Genomic DNA, 21,749 nt, shown 5'->3' on the forward strand with positions numbered 1-21,749 from the left:
TGTATTCCGGCGCCGTTTTTTATGATGTGTTGGTGATTTGTCGTGATTTTGTCGGAATGCAGTGCAGCATTATTTCATAATATAAAAACTACTATTGCATCATGAAAAAAACTTGCAGGCATTTCTCATGCCGCATAGAATGCTTGCATCCTTTTTCGCCAGTTCTTTTTAATGCGCTTGTGTCGCGTGAGTAAGACTTGGTCAGGAGGCGAATGCGCGCAGGATTATAGGCAACGTGATAACAAAAAATGACTAGGAGATGACATGTCAGAGCAACAAAAAAGCGTGGATATTGACACGCAAGAGACTCAAGAGTGGTTGGACGCTTTAGATGGTGTGATTAGTAACGAGGGTACGGAGCGAGCTGGTTACTTAATTGACAAACAAATTTCTTACGCACGTACGCATGGTGTTCACCAGCCATTTCATGCACAAACGCCGTATATCAACACCATCCCCGTCGAGCAGCAACCCCGCATTCCAGGTGATCAAGACATCGAACGTAAAATCCGCTCGTATGTACGTTGGAACGCGATGGCAATGGTTTTGCGCGCCAATAAAGACACCAATGTTGGCGGTCACATTGGCTCATTTCAATCTTCAGCAACTTTGTATGAAGTCGGGTACAACCATTTTTGGCACGCACCTTCTGAAAATCACGGCGGCGATTTGGTGTTTTCTCAAGGTCATTGCTCACCTGGTATTTATTCGCGCGCTTACATGCTCGGTCGTTTTAGCGATGAGCAATTGGATTCGTTCCGTCAAGAGGTTGACGGCAAAGGTATTTCATCGTACCCACATCCTTGGTTGATGCCCGATTTTTGGCAGTTCCCAACTGTGTCAATGGGTTTGGGTCCGATTATGGCGATTTATCAAGCGCGTTTCATGAAGTACATTCAAGACCGTGGTTTGCTGAAAACCGAAGGCCGCAAGGTTTGGGCGTTTTTGGGCGATGGCGAGACGGATGAGCCAGAGTCTTTGGGTGCGATTGGTATGGCTGGTCGCGAAAAACTCGGCAACCTGGTATTTGTCATCAACTGTAATTTACAACGTTTGGATGGGCCTGTGCGCGGTAATGGTAGCATCATTCAAGAGCTCGAATCAGAATTTCGTGGTTCGGGTTGGAACGTGATTAAAGTCATTTGGGGCACGAAATGGGATGCTTTGTTTGCCCGTGACAAAAAAGGCATTTTGATGCAACGTTTGGGCGAGATTGTCGATGGTGAATACCAAACTATGAAGTCGAAAAACGGTGCTTATGTTCGAAAAACGGTATTCAATACACCAGAGCTTGAAGCTTTGGTCGCTGATTGGTCCGATGAAGATATTTGGGATCTGAACCGCGGTGGTCATGATCCTCACAAAATCTATGCTGCATTCAAGGAGGCACAAGATGCGACTGATCAACCGACATTGATTTTGGCCAAAACGGTCAAAGGCTATGGCATGGGCGCGTCAGGTGAAGCGCAAAACACGGTGCATCAGCAAAAGAAAATGGCGATTGAAGACATTCGTGCCTTCCGCGATCGTTTTGATATTCCTGTCTCGGACGAAGACCTCGAAAAAACACCGTATGTGCGTTTCCCAGAAGGTTCAAAAGAACTCGAATACATGCGTGCTCGTCGCATGGAGTTGGGTGGTTATTTACCGCAACGTCGCCGCAAAGCGGACGTTTCATTGACGATTCCCGAATTGTCATTGTTTGAGCCTTTGCTCAAAGAAACTGCCGAAGGCCGCGAAATTTCAACCACCATGGCATTTGTGCGTATGCTCAATATTTTGTTGAAAGACAAAAACATCAACAAAAACATCGTACCGATTGTGCCTGATGAGTCGCGCACGTTTGGTATGGAGGGTTTGTTCCGTCAACTCGGTATTTGGAATCAAGAAGGTCAAAAATACACGCCGCAAGATCACGATCAATTGATGTTCTACAAAGAGGACAAATCAGGTCAAGTTCTGCAAGAAGGCATTAACGAAGCGGGTGCGATGTGTGACTGGATTGCGGCGGCGACGGCGTACTCGACGCACAATGTGCAAATGATTCCGTTTTATATTTTCTACTCGATGTTCGGTTTCCAACGCATTGGTGATTTGTGTTGGGCTGCGGGCGACATGCGTGCACGCGGTTTCCTCGTTGGCGGTACCGCAGGTCGCACGACATTGAATGGCGAAGGTTTACAGCACGAAGACGGTCATTCGCATCTGTGGTCAGGTGCGATTCCGAACTGTATTTCGTATGATCCGACATTCGCTTATGAAATCGCGGTAATTGTGCAAGATGGTTTGCGTCGTATGTACCAAGAGCAAGAGGATGTGTACTACTACCTCACGGTGATGAATGAAAACTACGCGCATCCTGCATTACCAGCGGGACAAGAGGCGAACATCCTCAAAGGCATGTATCCATTCCGTAAGAGCGGCCATGCGCAAGTTCGCTTGCTTGGTGCGGGTACGATTTTTAACGAAGTGATTGTGGCGGCGGATTTGTTGCAAAGCGACTGGGGCATCACCGCTGATTTGTACTCATGCCCGAGCTTTGTTGAGTTGGCGCGTGATGGCGCCGCGGCAGAACGCACCAATATGCTCAACCCATTATCACCTCGCGTGGTGTCGCATGTCGAACAGATGCTCAGCGATTCTACTGCGCCTGTGATTGCCGCGACTGATTATGTCCGTGCGATTCCAGAGCAAATTCGTGCTTTTGTACCTGCGCGTTACACTGTGTTGGGTACAGATGGTTTTGGTCGCTCGGACACCCGTGAAAAATTGCGTCACTTCTTTGAAGTCAATCGCTATTGGGTAACGGTTGCAGCACTCAAATCGCTTGCTGACCAAGGCACGATTGGGCAAGACGTGGTTGCAAGTGCGATTGCCAAATACAACTTGGATGTGAATAAACCCAATCCGATGACTGTGTAACCCGAACGCTCCCGTAAGATATGCGGGAGCACTTTTATTTTTAGTCGTGTTAGGACAATACAGTGAGTCAAAGCTTAAAAGTGATTGCGCAATTGCAGATACAAGCAGAACACGTGTCGGCAGCGTTACCAATGCTGCAAACATTGGTTCAGCAGGTACGTCAAGAACTGGGGTGTGTTTCTTATGAGTTGTTGCAAAACACCCAAGACTCTGGCCAGTTTACGATTGTTGAAGAATGGGCTAATGAGTCGGCCTTGGCGCAACACACAGATGGACTTAAAGCATCGACCGTGTTTCAGTAAATCATGCCATTACTTGCTGGAACACCAGATATTCAAACCTATTGTGACGTTTAATTGTAATGTTTAAAACATCAGAATAAATAATTATGAGGAAGACAAAATGAGCCAACTCATCGAAGTAAAAGTACCCGACATCGGCGATTATGCTGATGTTCCCGTGATTGAAATTCATGTCAAAGTCGGCGACACCGTTGCCGTCGAAGATTCCCTCGTCACGCTCGAATCGGACAAAGCCACGATGGATGTGCCGAGCAGTGCGGCAGGCGTGGTGAAAGAAATCAAAGTTGCCTTGGGCGACAAAATTGGCGAAGGCAGTGTCGTGGTCATGCTCGAAGCGGCAGACAGCGTGGCAGCATCTGCACCCGCTGCTGCGCCAGCCGCGATTGCACCGGTTGCGGTGGCAGCTCCAGCTGCAACACCCATCGAGTCAAGTGCACCCGCACCTGCAGCAGGCGGCGTGGTTGAGGTCAAAGTGCCTGATATTGGTGACTACAGCGACGTGCCCGTGATTGAAATTCATGTCAAAGTTGGTGATACCATAGCTGTGGAAGACGCTTTGGTCACGCTCGAGTCAGACAAAGCGACGATGGACGTACCATCATCCGCCGCAGGCGTGGTCAAAGAAATCAAAGTCGCGTTGGGCGATAAAATTTCTGAAGGCTCGGTTGTGGTGATCCTCGAATCATCAGGCGCAGCCACTGTACCCGCTGCGCAAACAGCGGCAGCTCCCGCACCCGCATCAGTAGCCGCACCTGCTGCGCCTGTAGCAGTTGCACCTGTCGCTCCAGCACCCGCCGCATCAGTTCCTGCAACGCCAGCCGTTGTAGCCTCAACCACCGCGCATGCGTCACCCTCGGTGCGTAAATTTGCGCGTGAGCTCGGTGTGAACATCGGCTTGGTCAAAGGCACTGGGCCGAAAGGACGCATCACCCCTGATGATGTCCGTGGTTTCATTAAATCAGTCATGACGGGTCAAACGGCTTTGCCAGGTATGATGAGCGCATCATCAGCAAGTGGTTCGGGTGTGGGCTTGGATTTATTGCCATGGCCAAAAGTTGACTTCACCAAGTTTGGCGAAGTTGAATCGCAACCGATGTCGCGCATCAAGAAAATCTCTGGTCAAAACCTCGCGCGTAACTGGGTCATGATTCCGCACGTCACGGTCAACGAAGACGCAGACGTGACCGAGCTTGAGCAATTCCGCGTGCAGATGAACAAAGAGTACGAGAAGCAAGGCGTGAAATTCTCCATGCTCGCGTTCATCATCAAAGCATCGGTGCAAGCGCTCAAAAAATTCCCTGAATTCAACTCATCTATTGACGGTGATAATTTAGTGCTCAAAAAGTACTACAACATCGGCTTCGCCGCCGACACGCCAAATGGCTTGGTTGTGCCCGTGATTAAAGACGCCGACAAAAAAGGCATCGCGCAAATCGCCTCCGAAATGTCTGAGCTGGCCAAACAAGCCCGCGAAGGCAAGCTCAAACCCGCCGACATGAGTGGCGGTTGTTTCACCATCTCGTCACTTGGTGGCATCGGTGGTACGTCATTTACACCAATCATCAACGCCCCCGAAGTGGCGATTCTCGGTGTGATGAAATCAGCCATGAAACCCGTGTGGAACGGCAGCGCCTTTGAGCCGCGTTTGATTTGCCCACTGTGTTTGTCGTTTGATCACCGAGTGATTGACGGCGCGGCAGCGGCGCGATTCAATGCGTATTTGGCGAGTGTTTTGGCGGATTTTCGTCGTGTGTTGATGTAAGGGGATAAAAATGAGCCAATTAATAGAAGTCAAAGTACCTGACATCGGCGATTATGCGGATGTCCCCGTGATTGAAATCCACGTCAAAGTTGGCGACACCATTGCCGTCGAAGACGCATTGGTCACACTCGAATCCGACAAAGCGACCATGGACGTGCCGAGCAGTGCGGCTGGCGTGGTGAAAGAAATCCGTGTGAACATGGGTGACCGCATCGGCGAAGGCGCAGTGGTGGTTGTGCTGGAATCAGCAGGCGAAGCTGCCGCGACAGCCGCACCCGCTGCAACAGCAACTCCTGCACCTGTCGCCGCCGCGCCAACACCCGCGCCTGCTGCAGCACCGATTGCGGTTGCTGCTGGCCCATACAGTGGCACAGTGGATGTAGAATGCGAAATGCTCGTGCTCGGTGCAGGCCCAGGTGGTTACTCGGCGGCGTTCCGTTCGGCGGATTTGGGTATGAATACGGTGCTCGTTGAGCGTTATGCGACGCTCGGTGGCGTGTGTCTCAATGTCGGTTGCATTCCATCCAAAGCTTTGTTGCACACCGCCGCCATCATGGACGAAGCACAGCACATGGGCGCACATGGCATCACATTTGCCAAACCTGAAGTCGATATCAACAAACTGCGTGATTACAAAGACGGCGTGATTAAAAAACTCACAGGCGGTCTCGCAGGCATGGCGAAGGCGCGTAAAGTCAACGTCGTGCAAGGCGTCGGTCAATTCATCGACCCGAACCACATGGAAGTTACCGCTGCTGATGGCTCGAAAAAAATCATCCGCTTCGCCAAAGCCATCATCGCCGCAGGCTCACGAGTGGTAAAGTTGCCATTCATCCCCGATGACCCTCGCATCGTCGACAGCACTGGCGCATTGGAGTTGCGCCAAGTGCCAAACAAAATGCTCATCATCGGCGGTGGCATCATCGGCTTAGAGATGGGCACGGTCTATTCATCACTCGGCGCGCGTCTCGACGTCGTCGAAATGATGGATGGCCTCATGCAAGGCGCTGACCGCGACCTCGTCAAAGTTTGGCAAAAGTTCAACGAACACCGCTTTGACAACATCTACGTGAACACCAAAACCGTCGCCGTTGAAGCCCGCGAAGATGGCATCTACGTCACGTTCGAGAAAGCCAATGACAAATCCACCGCACCAGCCGAACCACAACGCTACGACATGGTGCTCGTCGCCGTCGGCCGTGCGCCAAACGGTGGCTTAATCGCCGCAGACAAAGCAGGCGTCGCCGTCACCGACCGTGGCTTCATCAACGTCGATGCACAAATGCGCACCAACGTCCCGCACATCTTCGCTATCGGCGACATCGTCGGTCAACCCATGCTCGCGCACAAAGCCGTGCACGAAGCGCACACCGCCGCTGAAGCCGCATTTGGTGAAAAAGCCTACTTCGACGTGCGCCAAATCCCAAGCGTCGCCTACACCGATCCCGAAGTGGCTTGGGCAGGTGTCACCGAAGACCAAGCCAAAGCCGAAGGGCGCAAGATTGGTAAAGGCGTATTCCCATGGGCAGCCTCAGGCCGTGCGATTGCCAACGGACGCGACGAAGGCTTCACCAAACTCATTTTTGACGAAGAAACAGGCCGAGTCATCGGCGGCGGTATCGTTGGTACTGGCGCGGGTGACTTGATTTCTGAAGTCTGCCTCGCCATTGAAATGGGTGCGGATGCAGTGGACGTGGGCAAAACCATTCACCCACACCCGACTTTAGGTGAGTCAGTCGGCATGGCGGCAGAGGTGTTTAAAGGGCATTGCACGGATTTGCCCCCTCAGCGGAAGAAGTGATATTGATTTAAGATGCAGTGCAAAAGAACGCCACAAGTTATACTTGTGGCGTTCTTTATTTCATGGGGGGTTATTATGGTAGGCCGAGTTCGACGGGTTGGTTCAATTAGCAATGAGTTACTAAAAAAGTCAAAAGAAGCAGCTTTAGCAGCCGTTCAAATATTTAACAACCCAGTAATCTCATTTAAATCAGAGGCTTTCATTGTGTTAATGAATATTGCATGGACATATTTACTGCACGCCTATTTCAGAAAAATGGGAGTTGAGTATCGATTTTATACTCAAAGAGGAAATCGTAAAATTTATGATAAAACTAAATATGGTGCAAAAAAACACTGGGAATTGGAGAGGTGTCTGAATACCCGTGAGTCACCTATTCAAAAAGATGTCGCCAATAACCTGAAGTTTCTTATTGGGTTTCGACACGAGATTGAACATCAGATGACTACAAAAATCGATGATTTTTTAAGTGCAAGGTTTCAGGCATGTTGTTTAAACTACAACGAATACATAAAGAAGTTATTTGAAGATGATGGAATAGAAAAACATTTATCTTTCAGTCTTCAGTTTTCAAGCATAGATGCGGAGCAAATTCAGTTTCTTCAAGCCCAAACTGATTTACCTGCAAATATTCATTCATACATCACAGAGTTTGATGAAGAATTAACCGATGATGAATACAACAGCCCGAAATATGCTTATCGAATATTCTTTGTGCCCAAGTTGGCAAATAAAAAAGGGCAGGCAGATAAGGTCATTGAATTTGTCAAAAGTGATTCTGATTTTGCAAAAGATGTGAATAAGCAATATGCAGTAATCAAAGAAACTGAAAAAGAAAAATATTTACCCAAACAGATTGTTGTTTTAATGCAAAGCGAAGGATTTGATTTTTTTACCATGCATGAACATACAAAGCTGTGGAAAATACATAATGCAAAAGCCGCAGGCAAGAATTTTGGTGTTAGTGTCGCAGGAGGTAGTTGGTATTGGTATGACAGTTGGTTAAAAGATGTTCGACATCATTGCCAAAGCCAATTTAATAAGTAGGAAAGGAGGGTAGAGAATTTTAGCTGACCACAATGCAAGCGACGCGTTTTCGGCGAGCATGATAGGGTTGTTTATTTGAAGAATCAATGGTTTTCTCATAACGCCCGAACGGGCGTCTGCGGTTTTTTACGTCTGGCTGCCAACTTTTGATGTTGTTTAAGGGTTATCATCGAAACCTACCTCAAGTTGTTTGATTGGGCGATTTTAAACGTTTTTTATTTAAAAGGGAGTGTGGAATGAATCGTCATTTTTTGACTGTTGGGGCTGCTGTGCTGATGTCGGTGGTGTTGTCTTCATGTGCTGTGACGGGCAAGCCTGCTGAGCATGCCGAGGCTGTGAAACCTCCATTTGATGGACACACTTCACAGAATGCGCTCGATTGGCAGGGTACTTATCAGGGCGTTTTGCCTTGTGCTGACTGCGAAGGGATTTCGACGCAAATCACTTTGTCACCCAATGAGACGTATGTGCTAAAAACCCAGTATATGGGTGGTTCTGATAAAGCTTTTTCACAAAAAGGCTCGTTTGTCTGGAGTCAGAACGGTCGTGTCATCACGCTTGATGGTATTAATAAAGCAGAAGCGCTTACGCAGTATCTCGTCGGTGAGAATCAGTTGACTCAGCTGGATTTAGAGGGCAACCGCATCACGGGTGGTTTGGCTGAACATTATGTTTTGAAGAAGGTTGTTAAAATGCCGATAGAAGATAAACGGTGGAAATTGGTGGAGCTTAATGGCCAGCCAGTGAAGGGAACAGCAAAGACGCATTATTTGGTGCTGCATTCAGAAACCAAGCAAGTAGAGGCGAAGGCAGGTTGTAATGCTATGTTTGGTGGCTATGAAATCAAGAATCAATTTCAACTCACTTTTAAGCAAATGGCCTCGACTTTAATGGCGTGTGAGAATATGGCGACTGAGGACGCATTTTCTAAAGTGTTGGAGATGGCGGACAATTTCAGCATTTCAGGGGATAAAATGTCGCTGAACAAAGCGCGTATGGCGCCTTTGGCTCGGTTTGAGCTGGTCAAGCCTGAGTGATTTAACTTTATTTGCTTTCTGAGAAAACCACAGACGCTCGGCTGTGGTTTTTTGTTTGATATTCGGTAGGCTGCGCGCACGTGTGATGTGGTAGTATTTAAAAAAAGTTTTTTTAAACAACTAATGTGCTTTTAAATTGAGTGAGTGATGAAAAAAGTTTATTTCCCTTGATGCTGGGTGGTTTTGGCATCGGTACGACCGAGTTTGTGATGATGGGAATTTTGCCTGACATCGCCAATAGTTTGGGGATTACGATTCCACAGGCTGGGCATTTGATTTCGGCTTATGCACTCGGTGTCGTGGTGGGGGCACCGTCGCTGGTGATGTTGTCACATCGGTTTGCACCGAAAACGATTTTGATGGCTTTGATGCTGATGTTCACATTGTTTAATGGCTTATGTATTTTCGCCCCGAATTATGAGAGTTTGCTTGTGTTCAGATTTTTGTCTGGTCTGCCGCATGGCGCATTTTTTGGCGTTGGGGCTGTAGTGGCGGCTCGATTGGCCGATGAGGGAAAGGCAGCTCAGGCGGTGTCGATGATGTTTTTTGGTTTAACGATAGCCAATTTGTTGAGTGTACCGCTTGGTACTTACTTGGGACATGAGTGGTCGTGGCGCTTGGCTTTTGTATTGGTGGCCATTGTTGGTTTATTTGCTTGGCTGTTTGTGCGTTGGTGGATGCCTGCTTTACCGATGGACAATCCTCATAGTTTGCGCACACAGATTTCTCGGTTTTTCAGAAGTCGTGATGCGTGGTTAATCATGCTGGCTACCGCGATTGGGACGGGTGGTTGTTTTTGCTGGATGAGTTATATTGCGCCGTTGTTGACCGATGTGTCGGGGTTTGATGCATCCAGTGTGCCGTATATTATGGCTTTGGCTGGTGCGGGCATGTGTGTAGGGACGATTATAGGTGGTCGGATGGCTGATCGGTATTCACCTGCATTGACGACAGGGGCTTTGTTGTTGGCGATGGCGGTGGCGTTGATTTTGGTCTATCTGCTTGCTGGCTCGCAAATTGGCATGTTGATTATGACCTTTATCACGGGTGCTTTGGTGATGGCTGTTGCGCCGCCGATTCAGATGCTGATGTTGCAGAGCGCGAAAGGCGCAGAGACATTGGCGTCTTCGGTATTACAAGCATGTTTTAACATTGGCAATGCGCTGGGTGCTTTTTTGGGTGGTTTGCCGTTGGTGGCAGGCTATGATTTTCGTTCGCCGCAGTTGGTGGGGTTGGCGATGGCGTTGTTTGGTGTATTGGCGATTGGTGTGCTGATGAATGGCTGGAGAAACCGCGTATCTTCAGAGCTTGAGGCGTATTAGTTGCTTTGTCTCATGCATCCGTTAGAGGAAGAAAGAATACCGTTTGTGCGCTCTTTGCTGCGCATCAAGCACACAAACAACCATGATTCGCGGTTCATGCATTTAAAAAACCTGTTCGTTGCACAGGTTTTTTGCTATTTCCGCCTGATTGTTGAGTGATGAAATCGTTGGCAGCAGGCTTTTCGTTTTTCGGTTATTCTTACGCCACTTTGAAAACATGTACACTTCGCACAGATGAATAAATGATGAGGACGCATTTTGGAAAACAGCAGCCAAACAACATTGAATCATAAACTGGCACTGCTCAGTCAATCTTCACACCGTTCGCTATTGTCGGGAGGTTTGCGTGGGATTGAGCGAGAGACTTTGCGTGTCGACCAACAAGGGCGGATGAGTTTAACTGCTCACCCCGCAAAGTTGGGCTCAACGCTGACTCATGAGTTGATTACAACAGATTATTCTGAGTCGTTAATGGAGTTCATTACACCGGCGGTGAGTGATGCGCGAGCGGCATTGGCAGAGTTAGATGCCGTGCATCGTTTTGTTTATCATCACTTGGGCGAGCAAATGTTGTGGAGTCAGTCGATGCCTTGCCTTCTGCCGAGCGAGGAGCAAATCCCCATCGCGTGGTATGGCACTTCACATATTGGTATGCTCAAACATGTTTATCGACGTGGTTTGGCACTGCGTTATGGTAAAGCCATGCAGTGTATTGCGGGAATACATTACAATTTTTCATTATCAGAAGACTTGTGGGCTTTATTGCATGAGCATGAGTCCGATGAGTCATTGAAGTCGCTCAGTGCAAAGGATTATCAGTCGGAGCGATACATTGCTTTGATTCGCAATTTCCATCGTTATAGCTGGCTTTTGATGTATTTGTTTGGTGCATCGCCCGCCTGCACAAGCGACTTTCTACGCGGGCGAGCACACACGCTGGAATCATTGTCTGACGATACCTTGTATTTGCCGTACGCGACCAGCTTGCGCATGAGTGACTTGGGTTATCAAAACAATGCGCAAGATGGCTTGGTGCCTCCATACAATACGCTGCGCGAATATATGAGCAGCTTGGCCAAGGCTGTGCGCAAGCCATATCCTGCGTATGAAGCGATTGGCGCACAAAAAGATGGTGAATGGGTGCAAATCAATACCAATGTCCTGCAAATTGAAAATGAGTTTTATGCCACTATTCGTCCGAAGCGAGTGATTCGTTCGGGCGAGCGACCTGTGGAAGCGCTGTTTGATCGAGGCGTTCAGTACATTGAGGTGCGTTGCATGGACATTGATCCGTTTGAGCCTGTTGGTATCAGCGTTGAGACGACTCGATTTTTGGATACTTTTTTGCTGTTTTGTGCGCTGTCAGATAGTCCATTAACCAATGAGACTGAAGGCATCGCTAATACCGAAAATTTTGCTCGCACCGTGAAAGAAGGACGTCGTCCTGCACTCATACTTCATCGCGCTGGTGAGTCGATTTCATTGCAAGATTGGGGCTTGGATTTATTGGTGCAGATGTTGCCAGTGGCACAGTTGCTCGATGAGCAGAATGGTGGTGATGAGTTCGCAAAGAGTTTGACTGTACAAAAGGCCAAATTACTCGATGCCCATTTAACACCATCTGCACGAGTCCTCAATGGCATCAAAGAACATAGTCAATCATTTGCTGCCTTTGCTTTGGCTCAAAGTCGCTCATTTGCAGATGAGTTCGCAGAACGGCCTTTGACTCAAGAGCAGCATGAACATTTTGAACAATTGGCAAAAGCATCCTTGGCGCAGCAAGTAGAAGTTGAGCAAAATCAAGTCGGTAGTTTTGATGAGTTTATCACTGATTACCGTTCTCGAACCTCTGAGCACTTGTGCCGCGAGTGTTGATTTGAGGGTGGTGGTGTTGTGGATAAAATGAACCGTTCCATCTTGAAATGTCTGAAAGCGAACAGTCGTATGAGCTGGCAGGACATTGGCAAAAAAGTTCATCTCACAGGGCAAGCAGTGTCTGTGCGTGTACAGACGATGGTTGATGAGGGCATTATTTCTGGATTCACTGTTTGGCAAGAGCAGGTGACGCGGCATTTCATCACGATGTTTATGGAGCACTCGGATTTCTCTGGTTTTGAGGCGTTTCTGAGTGAAACCGATGGTGTTGAACATGCCTTCAAAGTCACAGGGGAGGGCTGTTATCAAGTGATTTTTATTTCTGAAAATGGTGAGGATTTAGAGGTGTTTTTGAATCACTTACTACGCTTTGGCAAGTACAAAGTGGCGAGTGCTATTCGCTGTGTGAAATAGTTGTGATTGACTGTTGAGTGGACAAACCACAGGTGTATGCTTGTGGTTTTTTATTGACAAATAGTTTCTTTGGAAACTATAATGTTTAAGCTTTCACTCAGTCAGCACAAATATGTCCAACTCACCATCAAACATCAGTAATTTACAAAGCCATTTGGGTTTTTGGCTGCGCTTTGTATCGAATCATGTCTCCGGCTCTTTCAGAGAAAAAGTTGAGGCACTCGGTGTTAGTGTCTCTGAGTGGGTGGTTTTGCGAGAGCTTCTTGACCAAGGCGAGGCGTCTCCGAGTGCATTGGTTGAAAAAATTGGTATGACCAAAGGCGGCCTGTCTAAGTTACTGGTTCGTTTAGAAGGCAAACAACTGTTGCAGCGATATGTACGTGATGATGATCGTCGGCACCATTTGGTGGTTTTGACAGAAGCTGGGCGACGTTTGGTGATTCGCTTAGCGGCTGTTGCTGATGCGAACGATGAGGCATTTTTTGGGCATCTATCGTTGATTGAGCAACAGCATTTGATTGAAGCAATGAAATCTTTGGTTCGGCACCACAACTGGCAGCATTGGCCTGTTGGGTGATGCTCGTAAAAAGAGGAAATTTTTTTCAAACTTATGGGGTGAAAGTCTGAAACCCATCAAAAACACGCTATATTTTTAATATCTCGAAAGGATAAATGATGTTGACGTTAGAGTTAATTGCAGAGACCCATGCCAAAGTTAAATCGGGAGCGGACTTTCCGCGCTATGTTCAAGAGCTAAAATCGTTGGGCATGGCTCACTATGATTTTTATGTGGCGGATGGCCACACAGAGTATTTTTTGCAAGATGGCTCTCGGCTTGATGCACCTGCGAAGTACGAGGGAAAAGTGATTGCAACGGTTTCTGATGCCAATGCTCTGCGTGAAACCATCAAAATTCACCAACAAGGTCAAACGGACTTCCCGACGTTTTGCCAGCAAGCAGCACAAGCAGGTGTGCAGTATTGGCGCACCGATATGATGGGGTTGAAGTGTGTGTATGTTGACTTGGCAGGCAATGAAATGGTTAATGAGCCGATTCCAGATGCATCTGCTTACTGAGGCAGCGCCACTTCACTCCGCTATCTGACTCAATTTTAGTGTGCGATTTATAGCTTTTTTAGAAAGGTGCAGTTTGATTCGTGATGCTTTCTAAAAACACTTATTCTGTATTGCCTCAAGAGTTAAAGGCGAGTTTAGGCGTTTTGTTCGGCTTGAATGGCCGTGAGAGCGATAGTGTACACAAGGTCATCAACCAGCGCGCCGCGTGATAAATCGTTCACTGGCTTGCGCAAGCCTTGCAGCATGGGCCCGACGGAGATGACGTTGGCTGAGCGTTGCACGGCCTTGTAGGTGGTGTTGCCCGTATTTAAGTCTGGGAACACAAATACTGTGGCGCGGCCTGCGACGGGGCTGTTGGGGGCTTTTTGGCGACCGACGGATTCGACGCTGGCAGCGTCGTATTGCATTGGTCCATCAACGATAATGTCAGGGCGCTTTTCTTTGACCAGCAGCGTGGCGGCCCGGACTTTCTCGACTTCATCGCCTGTGCCTGATTCACCCGTCGAGTACGAAATCATCGCAACGCGTGGAATGATGCCAAAGGCGGTGGCGGAGTCTGCCGACTGGATGGCGATGTCGGCGAGTTCTTCGGCCGTCGGGTCTGGGTTAATGGCACAGTCGCCGTACACGAGTACTTGCTCGGGCATGAGCATGAAAAATACCGATGAGACCAGTTTGGCTGTCGGTGCGGTTTTGATGATTTGCAGTGCAGGCCGCACAGTGTTTGCGGTGGTGTGAACCGCACCCGAGACGAGACCGTCAACTTCGCTGAGTGCGAGCATGACGGTACCGAGCATGACGGTGTCTTCAAGTTGCTTTTCTGCTGATGGCGCGGTCATGCCTTTGCTTTTACGCATCCCGACGAGCGGCTCAACGTAGTGGGCGATGGCGGTCTTTGGATCGATGATTTCAATGTCGTCGGGTAAAATCACACCTTGATTGGCGGCGACTTCTCGAATTTCGGCGGGGTCTCCGAGCAGGACGCAGTGTGCAATGCCTTTTTCGTGACAAATAGCCGCCGCAGCGATGGTTCGTGGCTCGTTGCCTTCGGGCAGGACAATCCGTTTTTGGGCGCGGCGGGCTTTTTCAATCAAGTGGTGGCGAAATGCTGGTGGTGTCAGTCGTGGTTCTTTTGGCTCGCCGATGCGCGCAAGCAAGGGCTTCATGTCCAAATGGTCTGCCACATGATTGATGATTTTTTCCATGCGTTCGAGGTCATTGAACGGCACTTTGCGATCCATTTTAATCAGCTGCGTGCTGGTTTCGAATGTCAAACTCGGTACAGCCAAAACGGGCAGGCCTGTGCGCAGGGCGGGGCGACAGATTTGCGCGATGTTCGGATGCACTTCGTGGTCACAGGTGATGAGCAAACCTGCCAGTGGCACGCCATTCATCGTTGCAATGGCGGCCGCGAGAATGATGTCGTCGCGGTCGCCCGGAGTGACAATCAGCGCACCGGGTTTAAGTAACTCAATTACATAAGGCACCGAGCGCGCTACCATCACGATGTCGCGCACACGGCGTTGCTTCATGTCACCTTCGTTGAGTACTTGGGCGTTCAGATAGGTTGCCACGTCGGATACACGTGGCGCCATGATGTCATTGTTCAGAGGGATGCCACCGATGAGTGAAAAATCATTGCCCGATAGCTTGGTGATTTCGTTGGCCAGTTGGTTTTTAAAATTGCTGTTCGGTACGCGGTTGAGAATGTAGCCTGCTAAATTTTTATCAGCCAAATCCAAACTATTCATCGACAACTCAATTTGGTCAATGATGATCTCCGCGCCTTTTTCATCTGCAGCGAAGTCGTTGGGCAGGCTGCCAACGAGCAATACATCCGCTTGTAGGTTGCGTGTCATGTCGGCATTGAGCTGTGTGACGAAAGGTTGTCCAGCCTCTGGTAGCAAGCCTTCAACTACCACGACATCCATATTTTTGGCGGCTAACTCATAAAGACCGATGACTTCTTCCATGAGCTGGTCTGTCATGTCCTTGCTCAAAAGCTCTGACACACGAGCCAAACCAATGGGGTCAGGGGCTTTTCGTTGACAAATTTGACGGGCAAATAGAGTTGATCGGTCAGAGGTAAGGTGTTCAGTTTGCGAAATGGGCTTAACAAAGCCGACTTTCAGGCCTGCGACCTCTAATGCACGAACCAACCCCAGCGAGACAGAGGTTAAGCCAGAATTGGTACCTGTGGCGACAAGGAAAATGGTTTTCATGGGTTGACTGTTATTTTTGATTGGATTGAGGTGGTGAGTGTGTTGTGATGAGTTGTTAGCTCGTTAATTGTGCTGTGTCTTGTGCAATCAGCCATTCTTCATCCGTATTAATCACCCATGCGGCAGTGCCTGTCGAGATGTTGCCTGCTTGACCTCGCACGCAGGATTGGTTGGCTGATTCGTTGAGAGTAAAGCTCAAAAAACTAAGTTGTTTCAGCACTTGAGCACGAATGAACGACGAGTTTTCGCCAATGCCTCCCGTGAAAATCAATGCATCCAAATGACCAAGTGGTACGAGATAGCTGGCGATGTATTTTGCGAGGCGATAACAGAACATCTCTAAGGCGAGTTTCGCGCCGACGTGACCATCTGCGGCGGCTTGTTCGAGTTCGCGGCAGTCATTGGATAAATCAGAAATGCCGAGCAGACCGCTTTTTTTGTTGAGCAAATCAGTGACGCCTGTGTTGTCAAGGTTGAGTACTTGGCCCAAATAAGGTAGCAAGCCCGCGTCCACATCACCTGAGCGCGTGCCCATGATGAGGCCCTCGAGTGGCGTGAAACCCATGCTGGTGTCGACGCTAATGCCACCTTTAATCGCAGTAACGCTCGCGCCGTTGCCCAAATGAGCACTGATGAGGTTGAGCTCGGACTGTGGTTTGCTGATGAGTTCAGCGGCTTTGGCCGCGACAAAACGATGGCTGGTGCCGTGAAATCCATAGCGACGGACTTGATGCTCACGCGACAAAGCGCGTGGCAGCGCGTACAGGTGTGCGTGCTCAGGCATGTCGTGGTGAAACGCGGTATCGAATACGGCGACGTGCTTGAGCTGCGGGAGGTGTTGTTGTGACACGGTGATGCCAAGCACATTGGCTGGGTTATGTAACGGCGCGAGTGTTTCGCACGCGCGGATTTTATCCAACACATCGGCTGTAATCAGAGACGACTCATGAAAAAAAGCGCCGCCGTGCACGACACGATGACCCACGGCAGTGATGTGGTCAAATAAGTTGGCCACTTTTAGCTCGGTGATGACGGCATTGATGGCTGACTCATGGTTGTTTGGTACGAGCGGCAGACTGGATTTGCCTGTCGCGGATTTAAACGTGATCAGCGCGTCGGCAGAGCCGAGTTTTTCGGCCAATCCTGTGAGATGTTGTTCGCCTGTTTCGTGGGCAATCACCGCAAATTTAACAGATGAGCTGCCGCAATTAATGACCAAAATCATGTTGTCCTCGGTTTGATGGGAAAATCGTGCGAGAGTATGCCATTGACTTAAGATTTAGTAAACCTTCGCCGCGTTGATAAAACGCGATTAATCATTTATTTGCTGTTAAAATTCGACAATTCTATTTGAAAGGGACGTTAATGAACCAAAATGAACTCAAGCAACAAGTGGCCAAAAAAGCCGTTGAATACGTGCTAAACAATGTGGCAAAAGACCAAATCATCGGCGTTGGCACAGGCTCGACGGCTGATTTATTCATCGACGAGCTGGCAAAAGTCAAATCACACATCAAAGGCACCATCGCCAGCTCCGAGCGCACCAAAGCGCGACTCGAATCGCACGGCATCGCCGTATTTGACGTGAACGACGTTGTATCAGTGCCTGTGTACGTCGACGGTGCCGACGAAATCGACCCCGAAGGCAACATGATTAAAGGCGGCGGTGCCGCACATACCCGTGAAAAAATCTGCGCGTCCATCGCCGATGAGTTTGTCTGCATCGCTGATGCCAGCAAAGAAGTCGCCATACTCGGCGCATTTCCACTGCCCATTGAAGTCGTCCCGCTATCCCGCGAAGCCGTTGCGCGTCAAATGCGCGAATTGGGTGGCAACCCGATTTGGCGCATGAACGCCGATGGTTCGCCGCTCATCACGGACAACGCTTGTCATATACTGGACGTGCATGGTTTGCACATCACTGAGCCATTGGCGCTGGAGATTCAACTCACCATCATTCCTGGTGTGCTCACCGTTGGTATCTTTGCTCAAAATGCGGCGGATGTGGCGTTGATTGCTGCGGCTGATGGAGTGAATGTCGTTAACTTTTAAACCAATTTTTTAAGAGCGTTTCATTTTTCATCCTTTTGCGAAGAATATACCGAAGTAATTGGTATCAGAGTAAAAATATCGCATTCGCAGTAGAAAATCGCACTGCACCATGAATAATCTCTGAAAAACCGCGTGAATACGCGGTTTTATTCATTGCCTTATCGGTTTGGGCGGGGTAGAATGGCGCAGATTTTAGTTTAGATAGTCACTAAATAAGTGACAGATTAACCTTTTAAAACACGATAAGAAGGAGTGGCCCATGGCTTACGCAACTTTAGATGACTTTTTGGCTTATGTAGCACGACGCGATCCGAATCAGCCGGAGTTTTTACAGGCAGTAAAAGAAGTGATGATGAGCCTGTGGCCATTCATCGAAAAAAATCCGCGTTATGCAGATTTTGCTTTGCTCGAGCGTTTGGTCGAGCCTGAGCGCGTGATTCAATTCCGCGTGAGCTGGGTCGATGACAAGGGGCAAACCCAAGTGAACCGCGCATTCCGCATTCAGCATAACAACGCCATCGGCCCTTACAAAGGCGGTATGCGTTTTCATCCGTCAGTGAATTTGTCGATTTTGAAGTTTTTGGCGTTTGAGCAAACGTTCAAAAATGCGCTGACCACACTGCCAATGGGTGGTGGCAAAGGTGGTTCGGACTTTGATCCGAAAGGCAAATCAGATGGTGAAGTCATGCGTTTTTGCCAAGCGTTGTTGAGCGAATTGTATCGCCACATCGGCCCTGATACCGACGTGCCTGCGGGTGACATCGGTGTTGGCGCACGTGAAGTCGGTTACATGACTGGCTACATGAAAAAATTCGCTAACCACACAGGTTCAGTTTTCACGGGCAAAGGCATTACTTTTGGTGGTTCACTGGTTCGCCCAGAGGCAACTGGCTATGGCACAGTGTATTTCGCACAAGAAATGCTCAAGCACAAGGGTGACTCAATAACAGGCAAAACGGTTCTGGTCTCAGGCTCTGGTAACGTGGCGCAGTTTGCTGTTGAAAAATTGATTCAGTTGGGCGCGAAAGTCATCACGATGTCTGACTCAGAGGGCACGTTGCATGACCCAGCAGGTATTGACACTGACAAGCTCGCGAAAATCATGGACTTGAAAAACGTCCAACGTGGTCGCCTGTCCGCTTATGCGGCGGCGAATGGCTTGACATTTGAAGCAGGCAAACGCCCATGGCACATCAAAGCAGATGTCGCATTGCCTTGCGCGACGCAAAACGAATTGACAGCAGAAGATGCTGATGCGTTGCTCGCTAATGGTTGTATCTGTGTGGCAGAAGGTGCGAATATGCCTTCAACACTCGAAGCTGTCGAGAAATTCCTCGAAGCGAAAATCCTTTACGCCCCAGGTAAAGCTTCGAATGCCGGTGGTGTCGCAACATCAGGTTTGGAAATGAGCCAAAACGCGCTGCGTTTGTCATGGACGCGTAATGAAGTGGATGAGCGTTTGTCAGCGATTATGAAAGACATTCATAAAAACTGCGTGAAACACGGTACGCAAGCGGATGGTACGGTCAACTACGTTGATGGTGCGAATATTGCTGGCTTTGTTAAAGTGGCTGAAGCAATGATTGCACAAGGTGTTTATTAATCATTATCACCCCTTGTTTTGGCTTTGAAGAAAACCGCTCGAGGAAATCGAGCGGTTTTTTTTATTGTTTGGCGTCGTGGCAATTTAGTTGCGCAGGTGTGATTGTAAAGCTGTGTGTGTCGCTATGCCGCCATATAAACTCTTTGTACGTTGCTCAGGCGCAGACATTTGAACTATCGTCTGCCGCAGTGTATGATGCCGAATTACTTAATTTTCTTAGCCCGTACTTTTTAAAGATCGTCATATGAGCAACCAATCTTCTTTACACAATAAATCCACTGCGTGGTCAGCACTTTTTTCTGAGCCCATGAGTGAGCTGGTCAAACGCTACACCGCCTCAGTGAATTTTGACAAACGTTTAGGGCTGGTCGACATTGAAGGTTCTCTGGCACATGCAGCCATGCTGGCCAAACAAAACATCATCAGTGTTCGGGATTTGGCCGACATTAACCGTGGAATGGCGCAGATCAAGAGCGAAATCGAAAATGGCGAATTTAATTGGCAACTGGACTTAGAAGATGTGCATCTGAACATTGAAGCTCGCTTGACGGCATTGGTCGGTGCGGCTGGTAAACGTCTGCACACGGGTCGTTCACGTAATGACCAAGTGGCGACAGATATTCGTTTATGGTTGCGCGCTCAGATTGATGATGTTGTGATGGCATTGAGTCAATTGCGTTCAGGCTTACTCACCGTCGCTGAGCGGGAGGCTGATACCATCTTGCCAGGTTTCACACATTTACAAGTGGCACAACCTATCACCTTTGGGCACCATTTACTTGCTTACGTGAATATGTTTGGCCGCGATGTAGAACGATTTTTAGACTGCCGCAAACGCACCAATCTCTTACCCCTCGGTGCAGCTGCTCTGGCGGGTACGACGTACCCAATTGATCGAGAGTTTGTCGCTCAGCAACTTGGTTTTGAAGGCGTCTGCGAAAACTCGCTTGATGCGGTTTCTGACCGTGATTTTGCGATTGAGTTCTGCGCAGCAGCGTCATTACTGATGATGCACGTCTCGCGTTTGTCCGAAGAGTTGATTATTTGGATGAGTCCACGCGTGGGTTTCATTGATTTGGCCGATCGTTTCTGTACAGGCTCATCGATTATGCCGCAGAAAAAAAATCCAGACGTACCAGAACTTGCGCGCGGCAAAACAGGTCGCGTGTATGGTGACCTGATGAGCTTACTGACCTTGATGAAAGGCCAGCCGCTCGCCTACAACAAAGACAATCAAGAAGATAAAGAGCCGCTATTTGATGCCGCTGACACTGTACTTGAAACGGTCCTGATTTTCACGGAAATGGTTCAAGGCATTGTGGTTAAACCGGAGAGCATGCGTGCGGCTGCATTGCAGGGTTTCTCCACCGCCACTGATTTGGCAGACTATTTGGTGAAAAAAGGCTTGCCATTTCGAGATGCTCATGAAGCGGTGGCACACGCAGTGAAGATTTGTACGCAGAAAAAGTGTGATTTGGCTGATTTAACGTTGGATGAGTTGCGTGCCGCAACGGACCTTGCGCCAGAACAGCAAGCCCTGATTGACCCTGATGTGTCGCATTGTCTGACTTTAGAAGGCTCGGTGGCGGCGCGCAATCATATTGGTGGGACAGCACCCAACCAAGTTCGTGCGGCGATTGAGCGACTGAAAAATGCATTAAAATAAGTTGCTCAGTCACAAAAAAGCCCCGCAAATGTATGGGGCTTTTTTTATACTTTAAGCCAAAAATGCGTTGACTTCGCAGTGTCACCAGCTCGCCTGCGCGATGGGCATGATCCAAGCTCTCTGTTGAGTTGTCCTTCAGCCAGCTCACAATCGGGATGCGATTATAACCGTAAGCCATCAGTGAGTAGTGTGTATAGCGCACCACACCAGCCAACTCGATTTCCATAATTTTATTCATTCAATGTGTCAATCAGGGCTTTCTTGTCATTTTCAGCTAAATGTCTCATTATCGTTCTCCTTTTAAAGATTGATTGTGTACCACCATAAAGCGTTTGGAGGGTCAAAACAAACAAATGAGCCAAAATTCATGTGAAAACCAATGGGCAAAATAATAGGGCAGAAAAACAATTTGAAATGAAAACATATTGAAAATCAAATGGTTAGCCGCTAACTTCCGATGGCTTGTGTAAATCATCGCAAATAACTGTTGACAGGTTGAGCAAACTTCCTCATAATCTTGCTTCTGTGCTGACGACAAGTCGGCGATTAAGTCACCAAGGTGGTTTGATAAAGAGAACTGTACATTAACAATTAACAGCCGATAAGTGTGGGCATATGTAGCGAGTCTGAATGAGAATTTGGACTTT

Annotated in this window: 17 protein-coding genes and 1 pseudogene; 14 read left to right on the top strand and 4 right to left on the bottom strand. The window is 48.5% G+C overall.

The features are described from left to right. Positions 1-264: 264 nt before the first annotated feature. From aceE to IE082_RS05155, 11 genes are all read left to right on the top strand, one after another. On the top strand, positions 265-2,922 hold the full coding sequence (aceE, locus tag IE082_RS05105) for a pyruvate dehydrogenase (acetyl-transferring), homodimeric type (RefSeq protein WP_189492509.1): 2,658 nt from the start codon (positions 265-267) through the stop codon (positions 2,920-2,922). A gap of 62 nt (positions 2,923-2,984) precedes the next feature. Continuing rightward, positions 2,985-3,224: a putative quinol monooxygenase gene (locus IE082_RS05110; protein WP_189492512.1), complete on the top strand. Its 240-nt coding sequence runs from the start codon at positions 2,985-2,987 to the stop codon at positions 3,222-3,224. Between the two features lie 100 nt (positions 3,225-3,324). Further along, on the top strand, positions 3,325-4,986 hold the full coding sequence (gene aceF, locus IE082_RS05115) for a dihydrolipoyllysine-residue acetyltransferase (protein WP_189492515.1): 1,662 nt from the start codon (positions 3,325-3,327) through the stop codon (positions 4,984-4,986). Between the two features lie 10 nt (positions 4,987-4,996). After that, positions 4,997-6,787, top strand: a complete 1,791-nt coding sequence (gene lpdA / locus IE082_RS05120) for a dihydrolipoyl dehydrogenase (protein WP_189492518.1) — start codon at positions 4,997-4,999, stop codon at positions 6,785-6,787. A 75-nt stretch (positions 6,788-6,862) separates the two neighbouring features. Further along, a complete protein-coding gene (locus IE082_RS05125; protein ID WP_189492521.1) occupies positions 6,863-7,834 on the top strand; it encodes a DUF3644 domain-containing protein in 972 nt (323 codons plus the stop codon). Between the two features lie 236 nt (positions 7,835-8,070). Then, a complete protein-coding gene (locus IE082_RS05130) occupies positions 8,071-8,871 on the top strand; it encodes a copper resistance protein NlpE N-terminal domain-containing protein (protein ID WP_189492524.1) in 801 nt (266 codons plus the stop codon). 140 nt (positions 8,872-9,011) lie between these two features. Beyond that, positions 9,012-10,193, top strand: coding sequence for an MFS transporter (locus IE082_RS05135; protein ID WP_229809729.1), 1,182 nt, complete (start codon positions 9,012-9,014; stop codon positions 10,191-10,193). Positions 10,194-10,451: 258 nt separating this feature from the next. Continuing rightward, a complete protein-coding gene (gshA, locus tag IE082_RS05140) occupies positions 10,452-12,068 on the top strand; it encodes a glutamate--cysteine ligase (protein WP_229809730.1) in 1,617 nt (538 codons plus the stop codon). Positions 12,069-12,095: 27 nt separating this feature from the next. Further along, on the top strand, positions 12,096-12,482 hold the full coding sequence (locus tag IE082_RS05145; protein ID WP_189492527.1) for an Lrp/AsnC family transcriptional regulator: 387 nt from the start codon (positions 12,096-12,098) through the stop codon (positions 12,480-12,482). 112 nt (positions 12,483-12,594) lie between these two features. After that, positions 12,595-13,059, top strand: a complete 465-nt coding sequence (locus IE082_RS05150) for a MarR family winged helix-turn-helix transcriptional regulator (protein ID WP_189492530.1) — start codon at positions 12,595-12,597, stop codon at positions 13,057-13,059. A gap of 95 nt (positions 13,060-13,154) precedes the next feature. Beyond that, positions 13,155-13,559, top strand: coding sequence for a DUF1398 domain-containing protein (locus IE082_RS05155; RefSeq protein ID WP_229809731.1), 405 nt, complete (start codon positions 13,155-13,157; stop codon positions 13,557-13,559). A gap of 134 nt (positions 13,560-13,693) precedes the next feature. Here the strand turns inward: IE082_RS05155 and pta are convergent, their stop codons facing one another. Beyond that, the gene (pta, locus tag IE082_RS05160; RefSeq protein ID WP_189492533.1) at positions 13,694-15,781 is read right to left on the bottom strand and encodes a phosphate acetyltransferase; all 2,088 of its coding nucleotides are present in this window, start codon (positions 15,779-15,781) and stop codon (positions 13,694-13,696) included. A 55-nt stretch (positions 15,782-15,836) separates the two neighbouring features. Further along, a complete protein-coding gene (locus IE082_RS05165) occupies positions 15,837-17,006 on the bottom strand; it encodes an acetate kinase (protein WP_189492536.1) in 1,170 nt (389 codons plus the stop codon). 140 nt (positions 17,007-17,146) lie between these two features. Here IE082_RS05165 and rpiA point away from each other — a divergent pair, with 140 nt between their 5' ends. The 3 genes from rpiA to argH all read left to right on the top strand — a co-directional run bounded on the left by rpiA (position 17,147) and on the right by argH (position 21,102). Continuing rightward, the gene (rpiA, locus tag IE082_RS05170) at positions 17,147-17,833 is read left to right on the top strand and encodes a ribose-5-phosphate isomerase RpiA (protein ID WP_189492539.1); all 687 of its coding nucleotides are present in this window, start codon (positions 17,147-17,149) and stop codon (positions 17,831-17,833) included. A gap of 259 nt (positions 17,834-18,092) precedes the next feature. Beyond that, a complete protein-coding gene (gene gdhA, locus IE082_RS05175; RefSeq protein WP_189492542.1) occupies positions 18,093-19,436 on the top strand; it encodes an NADP-specific glutamate dehydrogenase in 1,344 nt (447 codons plus the stop codon). A gap of 244 nt (positions 19,437-19,680) precedes the next feature. Then, positions 19,681-21,102 (top strand): argininosuccinate lyase, encoded by a 1,422-nt coding sequence (argH, locus tag IE082_RS05180; RefSeq protein ID WP_189492545.1) that lies wholly within the window; start codon positions 19,681-19,683, stop codon positions 21,100-21,102. Positions 21,103-21,181: 79 nt separating this feature from the next. On the opposite strand, the pseudogene IE082_RS11445 reads toward argH, so the two are convergent. Next, a pseudogene (locus tag IE082_RS11445) lies at positions 21,182-21,340 on the bottom strand (ferritin-like domain-containing protein); the annotation flags it as partial. A 102-nt stretch (positions 21,341-21,442) separates the two neighbouring features. Then, positions 21,443-21,749 (bottom strand): hypothetical protein (locus IE082_RS11235; protein WP_229809732.1); only part of this gene is annotated, 307 nt, incomplete at its 5' end.

This window comes from Formosimonas limnophila (genome assembly GCF_014652675.1).
GTDB lineage: Bacteria > Pseudomonadota > Gammaproteobacteria > Burkholderiales > Burkholderiaceae > Hydromonas > Hydromonas limnophila.